The organism is Pantoea rwandensis (assembly GCF_000759475.1).
Lineage (GTDB): Bacteria > Pseudomonadota > Gammaproteobacteria > Enterobacterales > Enterobacteriaceae > Pantoea > Pantoea rwandensis_B.
Map to the genome: position 1 here is coordinate 3,173,763 of NZ_CP009454.1, position 19,089 is coordinate 3,192,851.

Here is a 19,089-nt window from a genome sequence, read left to right on the forward strand (position 1 = left end):
CACAGCTTGCCTTTGGGATAATTTTACTGTACAAATAACCAGTATATTATCCCGGAGGCTTTTATGCGTGTTGAAATTACCGTAGCGAAAACTCAGCCCCTTCCCGCAGGTGCACTGGATGCACTCAGTGCCGAACTCACCCGTCGTATTTCCCGTGATTTCCCCGATGACGATCACCATGTCAAAGTCCGTTATGCGGGCGGCAATCAATTGAGCGTATTTGGTGGCTGTAAAGCGTCACGCGAACGCATTAGCGATATTTTACAAGAAACGTGGGAAAGCGCAGACGACTGGTTTATTACTGATTAACTGCCACTGTGCCGTTTTTGCCGGGTTTCGCCACCCGGTTTTTTTGTTTTAATTTCCCTCTCGCCAGATAAAGTCGCTGCATCTAGACTCATGTTTAACGATCCCCTATCCTTGCCTCGTCATGCTTACGGGAGGTGTTTTACATGACTACTGAAAAACCAGAAGAGGCGATGACCTTCGGTGAATTGCTGGCATTAATTGCTGAACAGCAGCGACGTTTAACGGTGCTGGAAAATGCTTTTGCCAGTTTGACGTTCTGCCTCGACGATCGCGCCAGCCAGTTGCTGGTGCATAATCTGTCGCTCGAAGCGCAAAACCAGAACCACGACGCACAGTTACAACAGCACTTTACTCGGCTGGCAGAAGAGATTCAGCGGCGTAATGGTCAGGTACCTCCGGCAGAACAAGCCTGAAGCCTTCCCTTTTTTACCGTTCGCTGCGGCATAAAGTTTTCCCTTAACGCCGCCGATAACTACGCTATAGCCGTTGTTCAGGCTATTGAATAAATGCCCAGTACACCGGGCACTTTATTATTCGACAAAAGTCGCATTCTGAACGCATTTATTATCGTGCTCTTTTTAATCGCCACACGTTTTAACTATTGTACCGCCTGTTTCATGTTATAATTGTTCCGCTAGTGCAAGAAAAGCCGCATTGAACCTCAAGAAGCACTTCGTTTAACGAGTAATAAGGAGGTTATAATGGACAGAAATAAAGACGTCATTCAGACTCATCCGCTGGTTGGATGGGACATCAGTACCGTAGACAGTTATGACGCCATGATGATCCGCCTGCACTCGCTATCATCGCAGGATCAGAAAGAAGAAGAAGCTGACGTGGGCCCCACCTACTGGCTGACTACTGATGTAGCCAGACAGTTCATCTCGATACTCGAAGCTGGCATTGCAAAGATTGAGTCCACAGAGCAATACCTACGCGATAATCAAAAGCACTAATTTCTTACTTCGCGTGAAAGGGCACCCAATAGGGTGCCTTTTTCATGGGCGTGATTTTTTTGATATGCTGTTGAAAAATTTCGTCGTTTGGCAGGAGTTATGTGGTTATGGTTTATGATCTGATTGTGGTGGGCAGTGGATCGGTGGGTGCCGCCGCCGGTTTTTACGCAACCCAGGCAGGCTTATCGGTATTGATGATTGATAGTGCCCATCCTCCGCACAGCCAGGGCACACACCACGGTGAAACACGCCTGATCCGCCATGCCTATGGCGAAGGTGAACGCTACGTCCCGCTGGTGCTGCGCGCACAAACCTTGTGGGATGAGCTGGAACGTCAGAGCGGTGAACGCATCATGCATCGAAGCGGCATCCTCAATCTGGCCCCCCTCACCTCCTCATTTATCCAAAATGTCATCGACAGCGCCAAAACATATCAACTGGAAGTAAAAATCCTGCAGGCAGACGAAGTGCGCAAGCGCTGGCCGCAGATCTCTGTGCCCGACGGCTATATTGGGGTATTCGAACCTCACTCCGGCTTCCTGAAATGTGAGCAGGCAGTTCGTAGCTGGATACAGCTGGCTGAACAGGCGGGTTGTGCGCAACTGTTTAATTGCCCGGTGAGTGAAATCGCTCGCGATGGCGATTTGCAGCAAGTCACTACCCGCGACGGCGTGTTTCGCGCGCGTAAATTGTTGGTCAGTGCCGGTACCTGGGTGAGTGAACTGGTAAAAGATCTGCCGGTACAACCGGTGCGTAAAGTCTTCGCCTGGTATCAGGCAGATGGTCGATACAGCGAGAACAACCAATTTCCTGGCTTCACGGTGGAGATGCCTGATGGCAGTCACTTTTATGGCTTCCCTGCCGACAATAATGCATTAAAAGTGGGGCGTCACGATGGCGGGCAGCTGATGCAGAAACCCGAAGATCGTAAACCTTTCGGCAGTATCGCTGCAGACGGCAGTGAAGCCTTCAGCTTCCTGCGTCAGTTCTTACCAGGGGTTGGCGTTTGCTTACACGGTGAGGCCTGCAGCTATGACAACACACCTGACGAAGACTTTATTATAGATACCCTTCCAGGCGAGCCCAATCGATTAATTATTACCGGCTTGAGTGGACACGGATTTAAATTTGCCAGCGTTTTAGGTGAACTTGCCAGTGAATTTGCCCAGGATAAGCCCTTCTCCTTTGACCTGAAGCCGTTTTCACTTTCGCGCTTTGCTTAACGTTGTCTCGCTGGCGCCCCAGGCGCCAGCATTATTGACGCAAGCTGACATTAATAGTTTTTTCCTGACATTTTAGCGTTAAGATTGCCGCATTAGGTGTAGCAATATTCAATTCCATTTTATTTCCCCGCCAGCCGTACAGCCATTGTCAATATTTCTGACGCAGATATCGATATACACGCACAATTTCCGAATGTCTTGTTAAATTTTATAGAAAGGTAAGCTTAATTGCTTTCATATTTCAAAATATGGATGCTTATTACCATCTATTTCCAGATATGGATTCACTTTTATGTGGCGTAACTCCAGACAACATTTCGGGCTAATGACCATTATGTTGCATTGGCTAATGGCGCTGGTCATTTACGGCATGTTTGCGCTGGGTCTGTGGATGGTCGGATTGGGATATTACGATGGCTGGTATCACAGCGCCCCGGAAATCCACAAGGGTATTGGCATCCTCCTGTTTGCCACATTACTGCTGCGCCTTGGCTGGCGTGTTATCTCTCCCCCGCCCGCCCCCTTACCACACTATTCCCCCTTAATTCGCCGCTCCGCCAGCCTGACTCACGGGCTGTTGTATGGCTTGTTATTGCTGCTACTGGTCAGTGGCTACCTGATATCGACCGCCGATGGCAAAGCTATCTCTGTGTTTGGGTGGTTCGAAGTGCCTGCCCTGTTAAGTGGAGCAGGTGCACAGGCCGATTTGGCTGGCGCTCTGCATTTGTGGCTGGCCTGGGGGTTAGTGCTGTTTTCCGCCCTGCATGGGCTGGCTGCATTAAAACACCATTTTATTGATCGAGACTTCACATTGAAAAGGATGCTGGGTTACCGCATCCCGTTAACCTCTGAAAAGGAGAAGTAAAATGCTAAAGAAGACGCTACTGACACTGAGTGCCGCCAGTCTGTTAGGCACCAGTTTGCTGGCCAGCGCAGCAGACTATAAATTTGATAAAGAAGGCCAGCACGCCTTCGTACAGTTCCGTATTCAGCACCTGGGTTATAGCTGGTTATACGGCACGTTTAAGGATTTTGACGGGACTTTCACCTTTGACGAAGCCAACCCTGCGAGCGATAAGGTTAACGTCACCCTGAACACCGCCAGCCTCGACACTAACCATGCCGAACGCGACAAGCATATTCGCAGTGCCGATTTCCTTAACACCGCCAAATTCCCGCAAGCGACTTTCGCCTCAACGGCAGTCAAAAAAGAGGGTAACGATTACAAGATCACAGGTGATCTGACGCTCAATGGCGTGACAAAGCCGATCACCCTTGCTGCACGCCTGCTGGGCGAAGGTAAAGATCCCTGGGGTGGCTATCGTGCCGGCTTTGAAGCTAACGGTGAAATTGTGTTGAAGGAGTTCAATATCACTAAAGATCTTGGACCGGCATCGCAGAAAGCAGAGCTGATTATTTCAGTAGAAGGTGTGCGGCAGTAAGGCAGTAAGCAGTAAGGCAGTAAGGCAGTAAGCAGAACCAGCCTGAGGTCATGCGATCTCAGGCTGGATGTCGTTTACTTTTTCTCTGGCGCGGGAATCGCCATCGTCATATTGAGTAAACCACGCGACTTGTTGAACACTTTATTGCCGTTTTCACGGCCTGCGCGGCGTGAACGCTGCTCCTCCGGTGTTAATGTCGCCTCTTCCATGCACAGCGGGCTGCAGCAGTTGTGGTATTTCTCCGCACAGCTCGGGCATTGAATGAACAGCAGATGGCATCCGTCATTAACGCAGTTAGTGTGACTGTCGCACGGCACGCCGCACTGGTGGCAACTTGAGAGAATGTCGTCAGAAATACGTTCGCCCATACGTTCATCAAACACAAAGTTTTTGCCTTTGAAACGGACAGGTAAACCCTGCTCACGCGCACGGCGGGTATATTCAATGATGCCGCCTTCAATGTGGTAAACATCATTGAAGCCTTTGTGTTTCATCCACGCACTGGCTTTTTCGCAGCGGATACCGCCGGTGCAGTACATGACAATTTTTTTGTCTTTATGCTCCTGCAGCATATCCACGGCCATCGGCAGCTGATCGCGGAAAGTGTCGGCGGGGACTTCCATCGCCTGATCGAAATGGCCCACTTCGAATTCGTAGTGATTACGCATGTCGACAAACACCGCATCGGGATCATCCAGCATCGCATTAACGTCTGCGGCTTTTAAATAGGCACCGACATCGCTGGCATCAAAGCTTTCATCTTCAATGCCATCGGCCACGATGCGCTCACGAACTTTCAGGCGCAGTACCCAGAAGGATTTGCCATCATCGTCCAGCGCAATGTTCATTCGCAAGTTATTTAAGGCCGGATCAAACGCATACAGTGCGGTTTTCATGGCTTCATACTGGCTGGCAGGTACGCTGATTTGCGCGTTGATCCCCTCTTTTGCCACGTAGACGCGTCCAAATACCTTGAGCTTTGTTAGCGCAACGTAGAGGGCATCACGGAAGGCTTTCGGATCGGCAATCTGGAAGTACTTATAAAAAGAGACTGTAGTACGCGGCTCGTTTTCAGCCAGCATACGTTCTTTCAGCTCTTTATTGGAAACAAGGTTATGTAACACTGGCATGGTGTTCGATCCTGTTAGCAATCAGAGAAATTTAGCGCGCACATGATACCTGAATTCCGCTCAATGCAAAGCCCCTGGTCAGATAATCCTGAATGGCGTGATTACCGACGCAATTCTCCGCCGCAGTTGTAGATTAATGCGCAATCTGACTGCCTTACACCCGCCTGCAGGCTATGCTTGATTTCAGTCAGCACGAAAAAATGGCATAATCACGACAAATAACAGAAACCGGACTCTCTGGCACAAGACGCAGGATACTGACATTTCCATGACTCAACTTCCCCATTTTTCCCGTGAACTTCTTCACCCGCGTTACTGGCTAACCTGGATAGGTATTGTTTTTCTTTATCTGCTGGTGTTACTTCCTTACCCGGTGCTGCATACGATTGGCTGTGGCCTGGGCCGCATTGCCATGCGCTTCTTAAAACGTCGTGTGGAAGTCGCGCAACGTAACCTGGAACTCTGTTTTCCGGATATGCCTACCAGCGAACGTGAAGCCATGGTGAAGCACAACTTTGAATCGGTTGGCATGGGGCTGATTGAAACCGGTATGGCGTGGTTCTGGCCTGACTGGCGTATTCAAAAATGGGTGACCACTTCCGGGCTCGAACATGTCAGCCATGCGCTTACGGAAAAACGCGGCATTTTATTGATTGGCATGCATTTCCTGACGCTGGAGCTAGGTGCTCGCGTGTTTGGCATGCACAATCCAGGCATTGGCGTTTACCGGCCGAATGACAATAAGCTCATCGACTGGCTGCAAACCTGGGGACGCATGCGCTCAAATAAGAGCATGCTGGATCGTAAAGATCTCAAGGGCATGATTCGCGCCATGAAGAACAACGACATCATCTGGTACGCGCCTGATCATGATTATGGCCCGCGCAGTAGCGTGTTTGCCCCTTTCTTTGCCGTGCAAGATGCCGCAACCACCACGGGCACGCATATGTTGATTCGATTGGGCAATCCCAGCGTGATCCCGTTTCTCGCTCGCCGCCTGCCCAACGGACGCGGTTATGAGCTCAAAATGATGCCTGACATTCGCCATAAGTTCTCGCTCGAGAATGAACTCAATACCGCTATCGTGATGAATAAAGTTGTAGAAGAGACCGTTCTGTTGGCACCAGAGCAGTACATGTGGTTGCACCGCCGTTTTAAAACCCGCCCTGAAGGTCAACCATCGCTGTATTGATGTGATGTGGAGCACAGTCCGTGCTCCACGCTTTCCTGAGAAAATTTGCGTTATTTCACGACGATAGTCTGTCAATTTTAGTCAAACCGGGCCAGTCTGAATTCAGGCTGATGGCATTGTTCGGTCCATATTTAACTTTATCCATGGAGCAGAATAACCTGTCGAAATGCAGAATATCAATCTTTGTTAACGAAATGTAAACACTAAAATGCCCATCTCTTTGAATTCTCATCCAGCCGCATCAAAAAGCTTCATCCATGGAAACAGGTGGTCACGGATCTAATTTTGACGCATTCCAGGCCTATTCCTATTTAATATTGCTGAATGCTTTTGATCCGCTTATCAATCCAGTAAAATTAACTTACATAACAAGGTATTGTCTTAGTCCATCCCCTCTATATTCTGTTTCTATAAAAGAAGAGCTATGCTTATTCCTTTCTGGAATTTGTTAGCGAAATCGATTCCAGTTAATTTCAACCGTGACAGTTAGCCAAATAACTGCCCTTCTAAAAAATATAAAAAGATTACACACAGCAAACATATCGCAGGAACCTATAATATGAATAAAGGCATCTATTACTACGTGACAATCAGTACTGATCAAGAGGGCTACCACCTCTTGCATCGGAAAGAGTGTAAACGTCTGCCCGTTAAGGAGGATATGGTTTTTATCGGTACGCTCTATAATTTAAATCAGGCTTTATCAACCGCTCGTATTAATTTTAAAAAGGTGAAACCCTGTATTAAATGCTGCATTCGTTACTCTGCTCCTATTATTCGCGAGTCAGTACGTCCTGTACTGCATTTCCCGCAAAAGATGATCTAAACGGTTTGGGCGGTTGAATTGCATTCATCCGCCCGCCGTTATTCTATGCCCGTCCTGCACACTTCCATTTTTCGTCTATTCTTCTGTGAAATCCCTTTCAACAGACATGGAGTTCATTATGAGCTTATACAGCACGCTTGAAGAAGCTATCGACGCCGCACGCGAGGAGTTTCTCGCCAGCCAGACGGATGTGCACGAGGACGATGTCAGCGTGAGCCAGTTCTCGCTACAAAAGTACGTGATGCAGGATGGCGACATCATGTGGCAGGCAGAGTTCTTTGACGGTGAAGGTGAACAAGGTGAGTGTTTACCGATCTGCAGCGGTGAAGCCGCTCAGGCGGTATTTGACGGCGATTTCGACGAGGTGGAACTGCGTCAGGAGTGGCAGTCGGAAAACACCCTGCACGAGTGGGATGAAGGGGAGTTCCAGCTGGAGCCCCCACGCGATCTTGAAGAGGGTGAAGCTGCGGCAGAGGAATGGGAAGATGACGATAGCCCATCGGATAAATGGGCGTAAGCGTTACTCGTAAGGGCCGTGGCTGGCATCGACGGGCAGCAACAGCGTATCCATCACCAGCGAGAGTGGCAGATCAAGGATGGTCAGCACGCGCCATGGCCCGTCACGCACATCCCATTGCACACCGGGATAATACTGGCTGCCATGTCCCTGTCCTGGAATGGTTCGGCTGATAATACTGCCGCAACCGCTCAGCACGAGTGTGGTGGCACACAATACGGTTAATTTAAGGAAATAATTCACAACATTTACTCACAATGAACTGGCGTTAGTTTAACCGGGTCTCGGGTGGAATAACTACACTTGCGCGCGTAAAGATTGTGTTAGTCAGAATGTTGGCAAAAAAAAAGCGGCATCGCTGCCGCTTTCAGGGTTTTCAAGGTTAGCGCTGTGGAAGCGCCTCAGGATTGAGTTTCAATTTCTGATAACTCTCCACCCATTGATGATATTTCTCTGCACTTTCCCACAGGCGTGAGTGCACGCGCGCCAGTACGACTGGGTCACTGATCAACTGCAAACGTTGTTCACGGTTGAGTTTCTCAGGCGCATCGCTCAGAGCCTGGTCGACACGACGGTCACGCGCATGATCAAGCAACGCACTCTGTTTATGGCGCGACGTGGCCATAGCGGTTGCCAGGGCGTTGAATGCCGGGTTGAACAAAGCGTGCATAAAGCCATTCTTCAACGCACGCTCGCGATTCAGTTGCAGGTAGTGATCGGTATCAACCAGTTCTTTCGGTGGTTCATACTCTTCCGGGATCAGGAACAGCTTCGCATTCTTACTCTTTTGCCCCACCGTTGCACGGCTCGACATCACCGACACAAACGGCGACAGGATCAGTGAGAATACAATCGGCGCCAGCCACCACAGGAAGTTCAGATCGAGCACACCCATACCGGCCGCCCAAACAATACCTAACAGCATCTGAGAACCATGACGACGGAAAGCTTCGCCCCATGGTGTGGCATCGTCATCACGCTGCGGTGAGTTCCACACCACTTCCCAGCCGAGGAACGCGCTGACCACGAATACCGTATGGAACAGCATACGCACCGGTGCCAGCAGCACCGAGAACAGCATTTCCAGAATCAGCGAGCAGAACAGGCGAATGGCACCACCGTACGGCTTGGCACCTTTGAACCAGATCAACACCACACTGAGCAGTTTCGGCAGGAACAGCAGGACCAACGTGGTAGAGAACAGCGCGATCGCCAAATCAGGACGCCACTGCGGCCACACCGGGAACAACTGGCGCGGTTGCAGGAAGTAGGTCGGTTCCATCAGCGTATGTACCACCTGCAACGCGGTGGACAAGGCGAGGAACATAAACCACAACGGCGCTGACAGATAAGACATCACACCGGTCAGGAACACTGCACGGTGAACCGGGTGCATCCCCTTCACCAGGAACAGGCGGAAGTTCATCAGGTTACCGTGGCACCAGCGACGGTCACGCTTCAGTTCATCCAGCAGGTTCGGCGGCAGTTCTTCATAAGAGCCCGGCAGATCATAGGCGATCCACACCCCCCAACCCGCACGACGCATCAGCGCGGCTTCAACGAAGTCATGCGACAGAATCGAACCAGCAAAAGAACCTTCACCTGGCAGCGGCGCTAACGCGCAGTGCTCGATGAAAGGCTGAACACGGATGATGGCGTTGTGCCCCCAATAGTGCGATTCACCCAACTGCCAGAAGTGCAGACCGGCGGTAAACAGTGGACCGTAAACACGGGTGGCGAACTGCTGGCAACGTGCATACAGCGTATCCATGCCTGACGCTTTTGGCGACGACTGGATAATACCGGCGTTCGGATTGGCTTCCATCATGCGCACCAGGCCGGTGAGACACTCACCGCTCATCACGCTGTCGGCATCCAGCACCACCATGTAGCTGTAATTGCTGCCCCAGCGACGGCAGAAGTCATCGATGTTACCGCTTTTACGCTTCACACGACGACGGCGACGGCGATAGAAAATCTTGCCTGCGCCTCCGACATCACGCACCAGCTCCATCCAGGCTTTCTGCTCAGCGATGGCGATATCCGCATCGTAGCTGTCGCTCAGGATATAGACATCGAAGTGCTCGGCATTACCGGTGCGCTGCACCGATTCCCAGGTGGCACGCAGACCGGCGAATACGCGTTCAACGTCTTCGTTACAGATCGGCATGATCAGTGCAGTACGATGCTCCGGATTGAGCGGCTCATCACCGGTGGTTGAATACGAGATGCTGTACTTGTCGCGACCCATCATCAACTGCAGGAAGCCCATCAACGCAGTCCAGAAACCCGCAGACACCCAGCAGAACAGAATGGCAAACAGGAACAATATCCCGGTTTGCAAAATGTAAGGCAGGATCAGCTCTACCGATTGCAGCCAGTTCTGGTTAAACAACTCGATCGGATCGAGCAGCGTCCAGCCCTGATAGGGCAGAATGGTTTTCATGTACCAGGTCGCCACTACCGTCTGCAAAATCGTCAGAATCAGCAGGACATAACGGCGCATAGAACCGACATGACGCCACTTATCCTCGGTCTTTTGCTCTTCCGCTGTGGCATAACGCGGCGTGGATTTTTTCCCACGCACAGAATCCCATGCACGCGCGATAGGGTTGGTGCGCCAGATCTCAGGGAACATCAGCGAGCGCTTCACTTTAGGCATCGCCTTCAGCGTGGTGCGGTCGAGATAATCCTTACTGAGTTGTTGACCCTCAGCCAGTGAATCCGGCCAGGCCATCTGTACGCGTGATGACACCGATTTTAGCGGCGCATCATCCGGGCGATCGCTGGCGGCAACATCTTGCCCCAGCGCCGTATGAATAGCGTGGAACGCCTGGGCATTCTGTAACGAATCACTCAGACGAGCGCGCCCCGCCGCATCAAGCGGCAGGGCCTCCACGTAAGATTGAGGTAAAAAAGTCGATTTATTCATTGGCAGGTAGCTGATAGCTCCAGGTTTCCGTCAATGTCTTGTCGCCGCTCACCAGCGCCGCACGCATTTCGGTCGGCTGCTTGTTATCTTTCACGCGCAGACGCAAGACCAGACGCCAGCCTTTAGTCACCGGGTTGTAGCGCACACTCTGCTCAACCACATCGGCGTTGTTGCCCACACTGACCTGAGGCGCAACCTGGGTATTGTCCGGCAGTTTGCTCATCGCTTTACCGACGAAGTCGATGGTAAAGGCGATAGAACCATCCGGTTGACGCACCAGGTTAGACTGCTTCACATCACCCGCAGAACGCAGTGTGTTTTTCACCCAGGCCACATCATCCTGATGCAGTTGGTTTTCATCACGCGTGAAGTGCAGACGATACTGGAAGTTCATCTCTTTGCCCGGCTCTGGCAATGACTCTGGTGTCCAGAAAGCCACAATGTTGTCGTTGGTTTCATCCGCTGTCGGGATTTCGACCAGTTCGACACGGCCTTTGCCCCAGTCACCCTGTGGCTCAACCCAACCGCTTGGACGCAGATCGTAGCGATCGTCGAGATCCTGATAATGGCTGAAATCGCGGCCACGCTGCAGCAAACCGAACCCTTTCGGGTTTTCCACGGTGAACGTGCTCACCGCCAGGTGTTTCGGGTTGTTCAGCGGACGCCAAATCCATTCACCGTTGCCAGCATGAATCGACAATCCGTTAGAATCGTGCAGCTCATTGCGGAAATTGGTCACCGGTGAAGGCTGGTTAGCGCCAAACAGGAACATACTGGTGAGTGGTGCCACGCCCAGTTTGCCGACGTTATCACGCAGGTAAACTTTAGACTGCACATCCACCGTCGACTCTTTGCCCGGTTTGATAATGAAGCGATAGGCACCGGACGCACGTGGTGAATCCAGCAGTGCGTAGATCACCAGCTGCTTGTCCTGAGGTTTTGGACGTTCAATCCAGAACTCTTTAAAGCGTGGGAACTCCTCGCCTGATGGCAGCGCGGTATCAATGGCCAGGCCACGCGCAGAAAGACCATACACCTGACCTTCGCCAATCACGCGGAAATAGCTGGCGCCCAGGAAACTGGTGATTTCGTCGTCTTTACCCTTTTTGTTTAAAGGATACAGCACTTTAAATCCGGCAAACCCGAGATTCTTGACGGAATCAGCATCGTGTTTCACGTTGCCGAAGTTGAAATAGTCAGGGTTATATTTGATTTCACGTACTGATGAGGCGGTGACTTCATTGATTTTCACCGGCGTATCGAAATACATGCCCTGATGGTAAAACTCGAGCTTAAACGGCGTGCGCAGTTTGCCCCAGTATGCTTTGTCGTGGTTAAACTGGATCTGCTGATAATCCGCAAATTTCATATCACGAAACTGAGAGGGTAAATTGCTCTTCGGCGCTTCGTAACCTTTCCCTGCCAGCGCCTTGGCTTGTTTTGCCACATCATCAATGTTGAACGCCCAGCTATTGTTGGCGTACAACGCCAGCAGAACTGCCGCGCCTACCCAGCGCATTTTTACCAGTCCCACTTTTTTATTCACATTATTTAGCACATCCCCCCCTTTCGTGTGCTCAGATCAAACCCGTTTATCTTAAAGGATTATTCGGTTTTCCGACAGCTTATGCACAAGATTGTTCCGCTGATTTGTAAGCTGAAAGTGTGCTTTTCGGATAATTAAACCCTTCAGGTTAAGATACAGAATCACCTGATAGTATACGCTGTTTACAGGCGGTAGAATTTTCATCCAGCATAATCCGGTTTCAGGGTGAAACCGGCAAGTAAACTGACAAATTGGAAGCTTATGAGTTCAGCAAAACCCGAACGCGAATATTTTCTCGACTCCATTCGAGCGTACTTAATGTTATTAGGCGTGCCCTTTCACGTCTCGTTGATTTACTCCACACAGCGCTGGGCCGTGAATAGCCACGATGCCTCGATGTGGTTAACCGTTTTGAATGACTTCATCCACGCCTTCCGCATGCAGGTGTTCTTTGTTATTTCTGGTTATTTTTCCTACATGCTTTACCTGCGCTATCAGCCTCAACGCTGGCTGAAGGTCCGCATGGAGCGCGTGGGGATCCCGCTGTTAACCGCCATTCCGCTCATTACCCTGCCGCAGTTTTTTATGCTAAAAAATCTGACCGACAAAGTGGGTAATTGGGACAGTTTTTCTCTGTATGACAAGTACAACACGCTGGCATGGGAACTGATTTCTCATCTGTGGTTTTTACTGGTTTTAGTGATTCTGACGGCACTCGGCATGCTGACCTTCCGCTGGCTGCGCACTCAGCAGCGGAAGATTGATTATCAGCAGGTAGGCTGGGGGAAACTGACGCTGACATTGATGGCTTATGCATTGGTCTGGTGCCTGTTCCGTCGCGCGCTGTTCTATGCCGTACCGGCCGTGTTCGCCGATGGTCTGTTCAGCGTGGCCGTGATGCAAACCCTGACGTTCCTGCCGTTCTTTATGCTGGGCGCATTAGCATGGAAACATCAGGCGCTGAAAGCCTTGTTTGTGCGTTTCAATCCGGTGATGTGTTTTGGCGCCATTGCGGTATTTATCGCTTACAGCCTGAATCAGCGATACAGCAGTGGTGATGGCTGGCTGTATGAAATCGATGAAGTGATCTCAACCCTGATGGGACTTTGTATGCTGAATGTCTGCTTTAGCTTTGGCCACAAGCTGCTGAATAGCCATTCACCGCGCATCATGTATTTAGTGAATGCCTCGCTGTTTATCTATCTGGTGCATCATCCGCTGACGATTCTGTATGGCATTTACGTTACCCCGCACATTAGCAGCAACACCCTGGGTTTCTTTGTCGGTCTGCTGATGGTGTTTGGGATGGCCTTTATGCTGTATGAAATCCATCTGCGCATCCCGCTGCTGCGTTTCCTGTTCTCCGGTAAACCACAGCGCAATACGGTTAAAGCGCCCTCTGCCACACGGTAATCTGCATTAGCCCCTGCAATGCGGGGGCGATTGTTGTCCGGTGCGTCAGGATGTCTTTGTCATTTACAACAACCACTCCACCGGTAAGCGCCACACCAACCGCACCAGCAGTCTTTGTATCCACGTACACTGCGGCTCATGCTTGTGCACCACCTCACCTGCTTCACCGGCATACTCAACCCAGTTCACCCGCCCCCAGTTGTCCAGACGCAGTGTCCAGGCGTGATCGCGCATCCCGGCTATAAAGCGCTGATGAGTTTGCTGCGCCAGGGCTTCACTCTCAATCACCAGTCCCATTTCGGTATTCAGCACCGCAGAGCGGGGATCAAAATTAAACGAGCCGATAAACACCTTTCGGTTATCGACAGTGAAGGTTTTCGCATGCAAGCTTGAGCCGGAATTACCGGTTAACCCACGGTCATGCGGGGCTTCACTGGCATTAGCTTGTGGCTTCATTTCATACAGCGCGATACCGTGACGCAGCAGCTTTTTACGCCAGCGCGCATAACCTGCGTGCACCACGGACACATCATTGGCCGCCAGTGAATTGGTGAGTATGGCGATTTTGACACCCCGCCGCTTCAGTGCGACCAGATGAGCCACGCCGGCACGCGTGGGCACAAAATACGCCGAGATGATATCGAACTGCTGCTGCGGCGTGCCAATCACCTCCAGCATACGTTGCGGCAATAGGCTGGAACGTTTCGCTTTGCCCAGTCCCTTGCGCGGATCATCACTCAACAGACGCGATTCTGCCCACGTCATCTGCATTGATCCCTGTTCCATTTGGCTGACAAAAGAAGAGTGCTCCAGCCGCGCCAGATAACGCTGAACGGCTTCACTCTGCTGCCACTCTGCCGGTAAACGCACAGCCTGATGGGCATCGCCCGAGACATCCACTACCGCGCGCAAGGGTGAAACCGCTTTGCTCTGCCAGTAGCGCTCGAAATCGTGCGCGACCTGATGTACCACCGGGCCAATCGCCAGCACATCCAAATCGGTAAACAGCGGCTCATCGCCAGTACCGAAATATTCGTCGCCGATATTGCGCCCACCGACCAGTGTCACGGCCCCATCCACCGTCAGGCTCTTGTTATGCATGCGTCGATTAAGCCGGGCGAAATCGGTCAGGTAGCCGAGCGCGCGTAAGGTGCGAAAGGAAAACGGATTGAACAAGCGCACCGCAATATTCGGATGGCGATCCAGTTCGGCCAGCGTGTCATCCAGGCCCGGCGTATTGTTGTCATCTAATAGCAAGCGCACTTTGACGCCCCGTTCGGCAGCATCCAGCAGCGCGCTAAACAGCAAACGCCCTGACATATCGTTGTGCCAGATGTAGTACTGCACATCAATGGTGTGCTGCGCCATGCCCATCAACAGATAGCGCGCGGCAAAGGCGTCCAAACCATCGTTGAGGGGATGGATGCCACTCATCTCGGGATGCAGCGCACAACGTGCATCAATAATCTCTCGTAACCCTTCGCCCGATGGCGGCTGCTGAACGGATGCTGCTTCACTCATACCGAATCCCTGAATTCACTGGATCTATTATTGTTGGTCTTGCCCGCGCCGGATGGCAATCAGAGACATCTGCTACTGCTCGCTGACGCGCCTTTCATTTACAGTCTAGACTTAGGCTTGCGTTCTGCCCCCGACGTTTACCGTGAGGAGAGGATGATGACTCAGCAATCCCCGCGCCATCACCCGCAGCTTTTCCGCAGTTTCTTCCAGGGTAGCTTCCCCTGCTCCACCGCCTGTCGCAGTGGTGGCCGGCGTATGGATATGGTGATCAGTAGTGGTCACGACATGTTACTGGAGAAAGATTACGCTGCACTGGCGCAGGAAGGATTACACACTGCCCGCGACGGTGCACGCTGGCATTTGATCGAAGCCACGCCTGACAAATACGACTGGCGCAGTTTTTTACCCATGGTTCATGCCGCCGCACGTCATGATATGCAGATTATCTGGGAGCTGGCGCATTTTGGATACCCGGAACATCTCGATATCTGGCGCAGCGCCTTTGTCGATCATTTTGAGCGTTTCGCACGTGCCATGGCACAACTGATGCGTGATGAAGGCGTTGAACACCCTTTTTTCACCCCGATAAACCAAATCTCGTTCTGGTCATGGGCAGGAGCCGATGTTTCCTGGCTTGATCCCTATGCCAGCGAGCGTGGCCGCGAACTTAAACGCCAGCTGGTACGCGCCTCGCTGGCGGCGATGCAGGCGATTCGTGAAGTTTATCCTGATGCGCGCTTTGTGCTCACCGATCCGCTGGTACAAATCGCCGCCGATCCCGACAACCCCGACAGTAAGCCCTATGCAGATGCACAGCATCAGTCCCAATTTGAAGCCTGGGACTGGATTGCCGGGCGCGATGCGCCGGAGCTGGGCGGACGTGAAGATTTCCTCGATATCCTCGGCCTGAATTACTACCCCGATAACCACTGGTTCTTTTCCGGCGATACCATCCCTGCTGAACACGCGACTTATCAACCGCTGCATCGCCTGATGCTGCAGTGCTGGCAGCGCTATCAACGTCCACTATTACTGGCAGAGACCGGTGCGGAAGGTGACGCACGCGCTCCCTGGCTGCGGCATGTCACGGAAGAGGCGCTGTTAGCACTGGATGAAGGCGTGGCGCTGGAAGGGATTTCGCTCTATCCGGTAGTCGAATATCCGGCCTGGGCAGACGATCGACGTTCACCTGGCGCGCTGTTTGGCCTGGGCGATCCGAATGGCAATCGCACGCTGCACGAAGCGCTGGCGCTAGAGCTGCGCAGTCAGCAAATTAAGTGGCACAAGCGGGAGCAGCAGGATTAAGAGTTTTGCGTCGGATTAACTTTTGGCGGACAGGTTTGTACATCAAGTGTGGGATCGGCGGGATGGCGCACATCAGTCAGCCACGTCATAGTGAACAGAAACACCACGCCAATTAAACAGGCGGAGAGCAGGCCAATTATGGCGATCAGTTTGTCATATCGGGCTTCCATCGACATCTCCTTGCAGGCTTCCATGAACAGTTGCTGACCTTAGCTCATCCATAATGTCACCATCAGGACGAAGATTATAAGGGTAACAGAGGTCACTGCAAGTACCACAATAGCGAAGTGCGCATCATCCAGAGATTGTCGTAAAGGCTCGTCGTGATCGTCAGGTGGCGCGGGTGAACTCATGTTGACTCAATAACAAAGGACTTTTATGCGCAGGATTGCCGCACTGAGTGTAATGGAATGCGTGGCAAGGTACAGAAATATTTCAGTATAAAAGGACAACAGGGACGCGATGGCGTCCCTGTTAAGCGCGGATTAGAAATCGTAGCTCATGGAGACTTTCAAGGTGCGAGGATCGCCCTGGTAAATGTAGGTGCCGTAGCTTTCTACGCTTGACCAGTACTTCTCATTGGTGACGTTATCAACGCCCACGCGCCAGACCATATCATGGTCGTTCAGCTTGGTGCGGTAACGCACACCGAGATCCAGCGTGGTGTAACTATCCAGCGACTTGGTGTTCTGCGCATCGGCATACTGTGAGCCTGAATGGTTAACATAAGCCGTGGCTGTTAAGCCATCCACCGGTTTGATGTCGTATTCGGCACCCAGAACAAAGTAGTAACGAGGAACGCCAATCGCCTGTTTGCCATTCAATGTGCCGTTAGCAGATTCGGTGATCTGTGCATCCAGCCAGGTGGCACTGCCGTTCAGACGGAAACCTAAAACCGGTTCGCCAAACAGATTCAGCTCAACCCCGCGGTTACGTTGCTCGCCGTTCAGCGCATAAACATTATCGCTGTTAGTGATCGCGTTAGGTTTGCGGATATCAAACAGTGACAGCGCTCCACCAACACGATCAAAGTCAACCTTCACGCCCACTTCATTCTGCTTAGAGTGCGCGATCCCGGTGGTTTTACCGTAGTTGGCGGCGGTATTTGGCGCCGCGCTACCCGGTTGCAGGGCTTCGGTGTGGTTGGCATAGAAAGAAACCTCTTTCCATGGCTTATACACCACGCCGTAAGTTGGCATCCAGCGGCTGGCATCAAAGCGAGAATCGGTATCTTCCGCACCTGAGTTGTTATCGTAGCTACGTACCACGACTTTCTGATGACGAGCACCGGCAGTGAACAATACGGTGTCATCAAAGAAGCCTAAGGTATCGCTCAGCAGATAACCCTGAGTACGCGTGCGGCCCGTGGTCAGCGGATCGTGGTAATCACCACTACCTGAGGTCGTTTCCGGGACAGCAGTGGTCGGGGTGTTATAAATATTGGTGTCTACTGACGCTGCGCCATAACGCCACGCCGTTTTATTCGCCTGAGTGACAGCAGAATAACCAAAGTTAACTTTGTGGGTGACAAATCCGGTGGTGAAGTTACCGCGAATACCCGTCATGCCACTGAAAGCATCGCTGATACGGTTGGTATCTAAGCGGCCATACTGCGCATCGCCGCTGGCATCGGAGACCGCCGGGCTGGCATACAGGCCAATTTCATGGGAGTGCTGAGCACCCACCGCACCGTACCAGGTCCAGCTATCGGTTAAATCATACTCGGCCTTCGCCATACCGAATTCACTCTCGATATTGCTGTAGACCCAATGCTGGCTGGTGTTATGCGTGGCAGCTGTGGGGGCAGGAATGAAGTCTAGCCCACTCACGTTGACGCCGATACGGTCACCGTGGAAGGTCTGTTTCTGGTAGCCGACGTCCAGTGAGGTACGCAGGCGATCGCCACGGAAATCCAGGCCAAGTGAAGCGGCAGTGGTGCGGCGTTTAGCGCCATGCACTGCGGTCTCACCTTCACGATCCAGTACATTGACGCGAACGCCAAATTGATTGTTATCACCAAAACGACGTCCGGCATCAACCGATCCGCCCACCTGAGAAGACGACGTGTAATCCAGGCCGACACGCGCCATTGGCGTATCTTCCGCGTGTTTTGGCTCAAGGTTGATCATGCCGCCAACGCCTGACGTTGCCGCACCGTTAACCAGTGAGTTAGCGCCTTTAAACACTTCCACGCGATCAATCAATTGGGTATCGATGACCTGACGCGGCACGACACCTGGCAGTCCGCCATAGGTCATGTCATCGCCATCCAGCTCAAAACCACGAATGCGATAGGTTTCAGCGTAGTTGCCGTAACCCTGAACGTTCTGCACGCTGGCATCATTACGCACGACGTCAGCGATGGTTTTCGCCTGCTGATCCTGAATCATTTTCGAGGTAAAGCCGATGACGTTAAACGGCACGTCCATGGCATTCTGCTCACCCAGCATGCCGAGGCGGCCGCCGTGGGCAATTTGCCCGTCAAGGTATGCGGGCACTAAATCATTGCCGCCGGATTTGAAATCAGCTTGTGGCGTCGCGGTCACGGTCAGCGTCTGCTGTTCATTTTTGGCCGCGGTTGAAGACGTTGTGGTGTTGGTGGTAGCAGCCATCACTGGCAAACAACCGGCACTGACCAGAACAGCAAGCAGCGTCGGTTTCAGTCCGGGATTGAAAGGCGAAGTACGCATGGATATCCCCTGATGCGAAATATATTGATAATCATTTTTATTACGGTTTGCGATTATGCGGAGTGCCAATGCGAAAGCAAGTAAAAT

18 protein-coding genes are annotated in these 19,089 nt (G+C 51.9%); 11 read left to right on the forward strand and 7 right to left on the reverse strand.

The window, feature by feature from the left end:
• The first annotated feature begins 63 nt into the window (after positions 1-63).
• The 6 genes from dinI to LH22_RS14525 all read left to right on the forward strand — a co-directional run bounded on the left by dinI (position 64) and on the right by LH22_RS14525 (position 3,930).
• Complete coding sequence (gene dinI, locus LH22_RS14500) at positions 64-309, forward strand: DNA damage-inducible protein I (protein WP_034820137.1); 246 nt, start codon at positions 64-66, stop codon at positions 307-309.
• Between the two features lie 143 nt (positions 310-452).
• On the forward strand, positions 453-722 hold the full coding sequence (locus LH22_RS14505; protein WP_038647637.1) for a hypothetical protein: 270 nt from the start codon (positions 453-455) through the stop codon (positions 720-722).
• Between the two features lie 288 nt (positions 723-1,010).
• Positions 1,011-1,265 (forward strand): biofilm formation regulator BssS, encoded by a 255-nt coding sequence (bssS, locus tag LH22_RS14510; RefSeq protein ID WP_013508627.1) that lies wholly within the window; start codon positions 1,011-1,013, stop codon positions 1,263-1,265.
• Positions 1,266-1,372: 107 nt separating this feature from the next.
• The gene (gene solA / locus LH22_RS14515) at positions 1,373-2,488 is read left to right on the forward strand and encodes an N-methyl-L-tryptophan oxidase (protein ID WP_034820146.1); all 1,116 of its coding nucleotides are present in this window, start codon (positions 1,373-1,375) and stop codon (positions 2,486-2,488) included.
• 292 nt (positions 2,489-2,780) lie between these two features.
• Complete coding sequence (locus LH22_RS14520) at positions 2,781-3,353, forward strand: cytochrome b (protein WP_038647638.1); 573 nt, start codon at positions 2,781-2,783, stop codon at positions 3,351-3,353.
• 1 nt (position 3,354) lies between these two features.
• On the forward strand, positions 3,355-3,930 hold the full coding sequence (locus LH22_RS14525) for a YceI family protein (protein ID WP_038647640.1): 576 nt from the start codon (positions 3,355-3,357) through the stop codon (positions 3,928-3,930).
• Between the two features lie 74 nt (positions 3,931-4,004).
• On the opposite strand, the gene LH22_RS14530 is transcribed toward LH22_RS14525, so the two are convergent.
• Positions 4,005-5,060: a rhodanese-related sulfurtransferase gene (locus tag LH22_RS14530; RefSeq protein ID WP_038647642.1), complete on the reverse strand. Its 1,056-nt coding sequence runs from the start codon at positions 5,058-5,060 to the stop codon at positions 4,005-4,007.
• Between the two features lie 268 nt (positions 5,061-5,328).
• Between LH22_RS14530 and LH22_RS14535 the strand changes: the two genes are divergently transcribed.
• The 3 genes from LH22_RS14535 to LH22_RS14545 all read left to right on the forward strand — a co-directional run bounded on the left by LH22_RS14535 (position 5,329) and on the right by LH22_RS14545 (position 7,595).
• Positions 5,329-6,252: a Kdo(2)-lipid IV(A) acyltransferase gene (locus tag LH22_RS14535; RefSeq protein WP_038647644.1), complete on the forward strand. Its 924-nt coding sequence runs from the start codon at positions 5,329-5,331 to the stop codon at positions 6,250-6,252.
• A 559-nt stretch (positions 6,253-6,811) separates the two neighbouring features.
• Positions 6,812-7,078 carry a hypothetical protein gene (locus LH22_RS14540; RefSeq protein ID WP_034820172.1) on the forward strand — a complete coding sequence of 89 codons (267 nt, stop codon included), beginning with the start codon at positions 6,812-6,814 and terminating at the stop codon, positions 7,076-7,078.
• Between the two features lie 118 nt (positions 7,079-7,196).
• Positions 7,197-7,595, forward strand: a complete 399-nt coding sequence (locus LH22_RS14545; protein ID WP_038647646.1) for a MysB family protein — start codon at positions 7,197-7,199, stop codon at positions 7,593-7,595.
• A gap of 3 nt (positions 7,596-7,598) precedes the next feature.
• Here the strand turns inward: LH22_RS14545 and LH22_RS14550 are convergent, their stop codons facing one another.
• The 3 genes from LH22_RS14550 to LH22_RS14560 all read right to left on the reverse strand — a co-directional run bounded on the left by LH22_RS14550 (position 7,599) and on the right by LH22_RS14560 (position 12,055).
• Complete coding sequence (locus LH22_RS14550) at positions 7,599-7,838, reverse strand: YceK/YidQ family lipoprotein (RefSeq protein WP_038647648.1); 240 nt, start codon at positions 7,836-7,838, stop codon at positions 7,599-7,601.
• A gap of 139 nt (positions 7,839-7,977) precedes the next feature.
• On the reverse strand, positions 7,978-10,527 hold the full coding sequence (gene mdoH, locus LH22_RS14555) for a glucans biosynthesis glucosyltransferase MdoH (RefSeq protein ID WP_038647650.1): 2,550 nt from the start codon (positions 10,525-10,527) through the stop codon (positions 7,978-7,980).
• Positions 10,520-12,055, reverse strand: a complete 1,536-nt coding sequence (locus tag LH22_RS14560; protein WP_176505813.1) for a glucan biosynthesis protein G — start codon at positions 12,053-12,055, stop codon at positions 10,520-10,522. Before LH22_RS14560 ends, mdoH begins: the two co-directional genes overlap by 8 nt.
• 279 nt (positions 12,056-12,334) lie before the next feature.
• Between LH22_RS14560 and mdoC the strand changes: the two genes are divergently transcribed.
• Positions 12,335-13,486 carry a glucans biosynthesis protein MdoC gene (mdoC, locus tag LH22_RS14565; RefSeq protein WP_038647655.1) on the forward strand — a complete coding sequence of 384 codons (1,152 nt, stop codon included), beginning with the start codon at positions 12,335-12,337 and terminating at the stop codon, positions 13,484-13,486.
• A 63-nt stretch (positions 13,487-13,549) separates the two neighbouring features.
• Here mdoC and LH22_RS14570 read toward each other — a convergent pair whose 3' ends face one another.
• Positions 13,550-15,007 (reverse strand): phospholipase D-like domain-containing protein, encoded by a 1,458-nt coding sequence (locus LH22_RS14570; protein ID WP_038647657.1) that lies wholly within the window; start codon positions 15,005-15,007, stop codon positions 13,550-13,552.
• 156 nt (positions 15,008-15,163) lie between these two features.
• Here LH22_RS14570 and LH22_RS14575 point away from each other — a divergent pair, with 156 nt between their 5' ends.
• Positions 15,164-16,312, forward strand: coding sequence for a beta-glucosidase (locus tag LH22_RS14575; protein ID WP_038647659.1), 1,149 nt, complete (start codon positions 15,164-15,166; stop codon positions 16,310-16,312).
• On the opposite strand, the gene LH22_RS20745 is transcribed toward LH22_RS14575, so the two are convergent.
• Both LH22_RS20745 and LH22_RS14580 read right to left on the reverse strand, forming a co-directional pair.
• The gene (locus LH22_RS20745) at positions 16,309-16,482 is read right to left on the reverse strand and encodes a hypothetical protein (RefSeq protein WP_167540451.1); all 174 of its coding nucleotides are present in this window, start codon (positions 16,480-16,482) and stop codon (positions 16,309-16,311) included. The genes LH22_RS14575 and LH22_RS20745 overlap by 4 nt on opposite strands.
• Positions 16,483-16,797: 315 nt before the next feature.
• Positions 16,798-19,002, reverse strand: coding sequence for a TonB-dependent receptor (locus LH22_RS14580; protein WP_038647661.1), 2,205 nt, complete (start codon positions 19,000-19,002; stop codon positions 16,798-16,800).
• Positions 19,003-19,089: the final 87 nt, after the last annotated feature.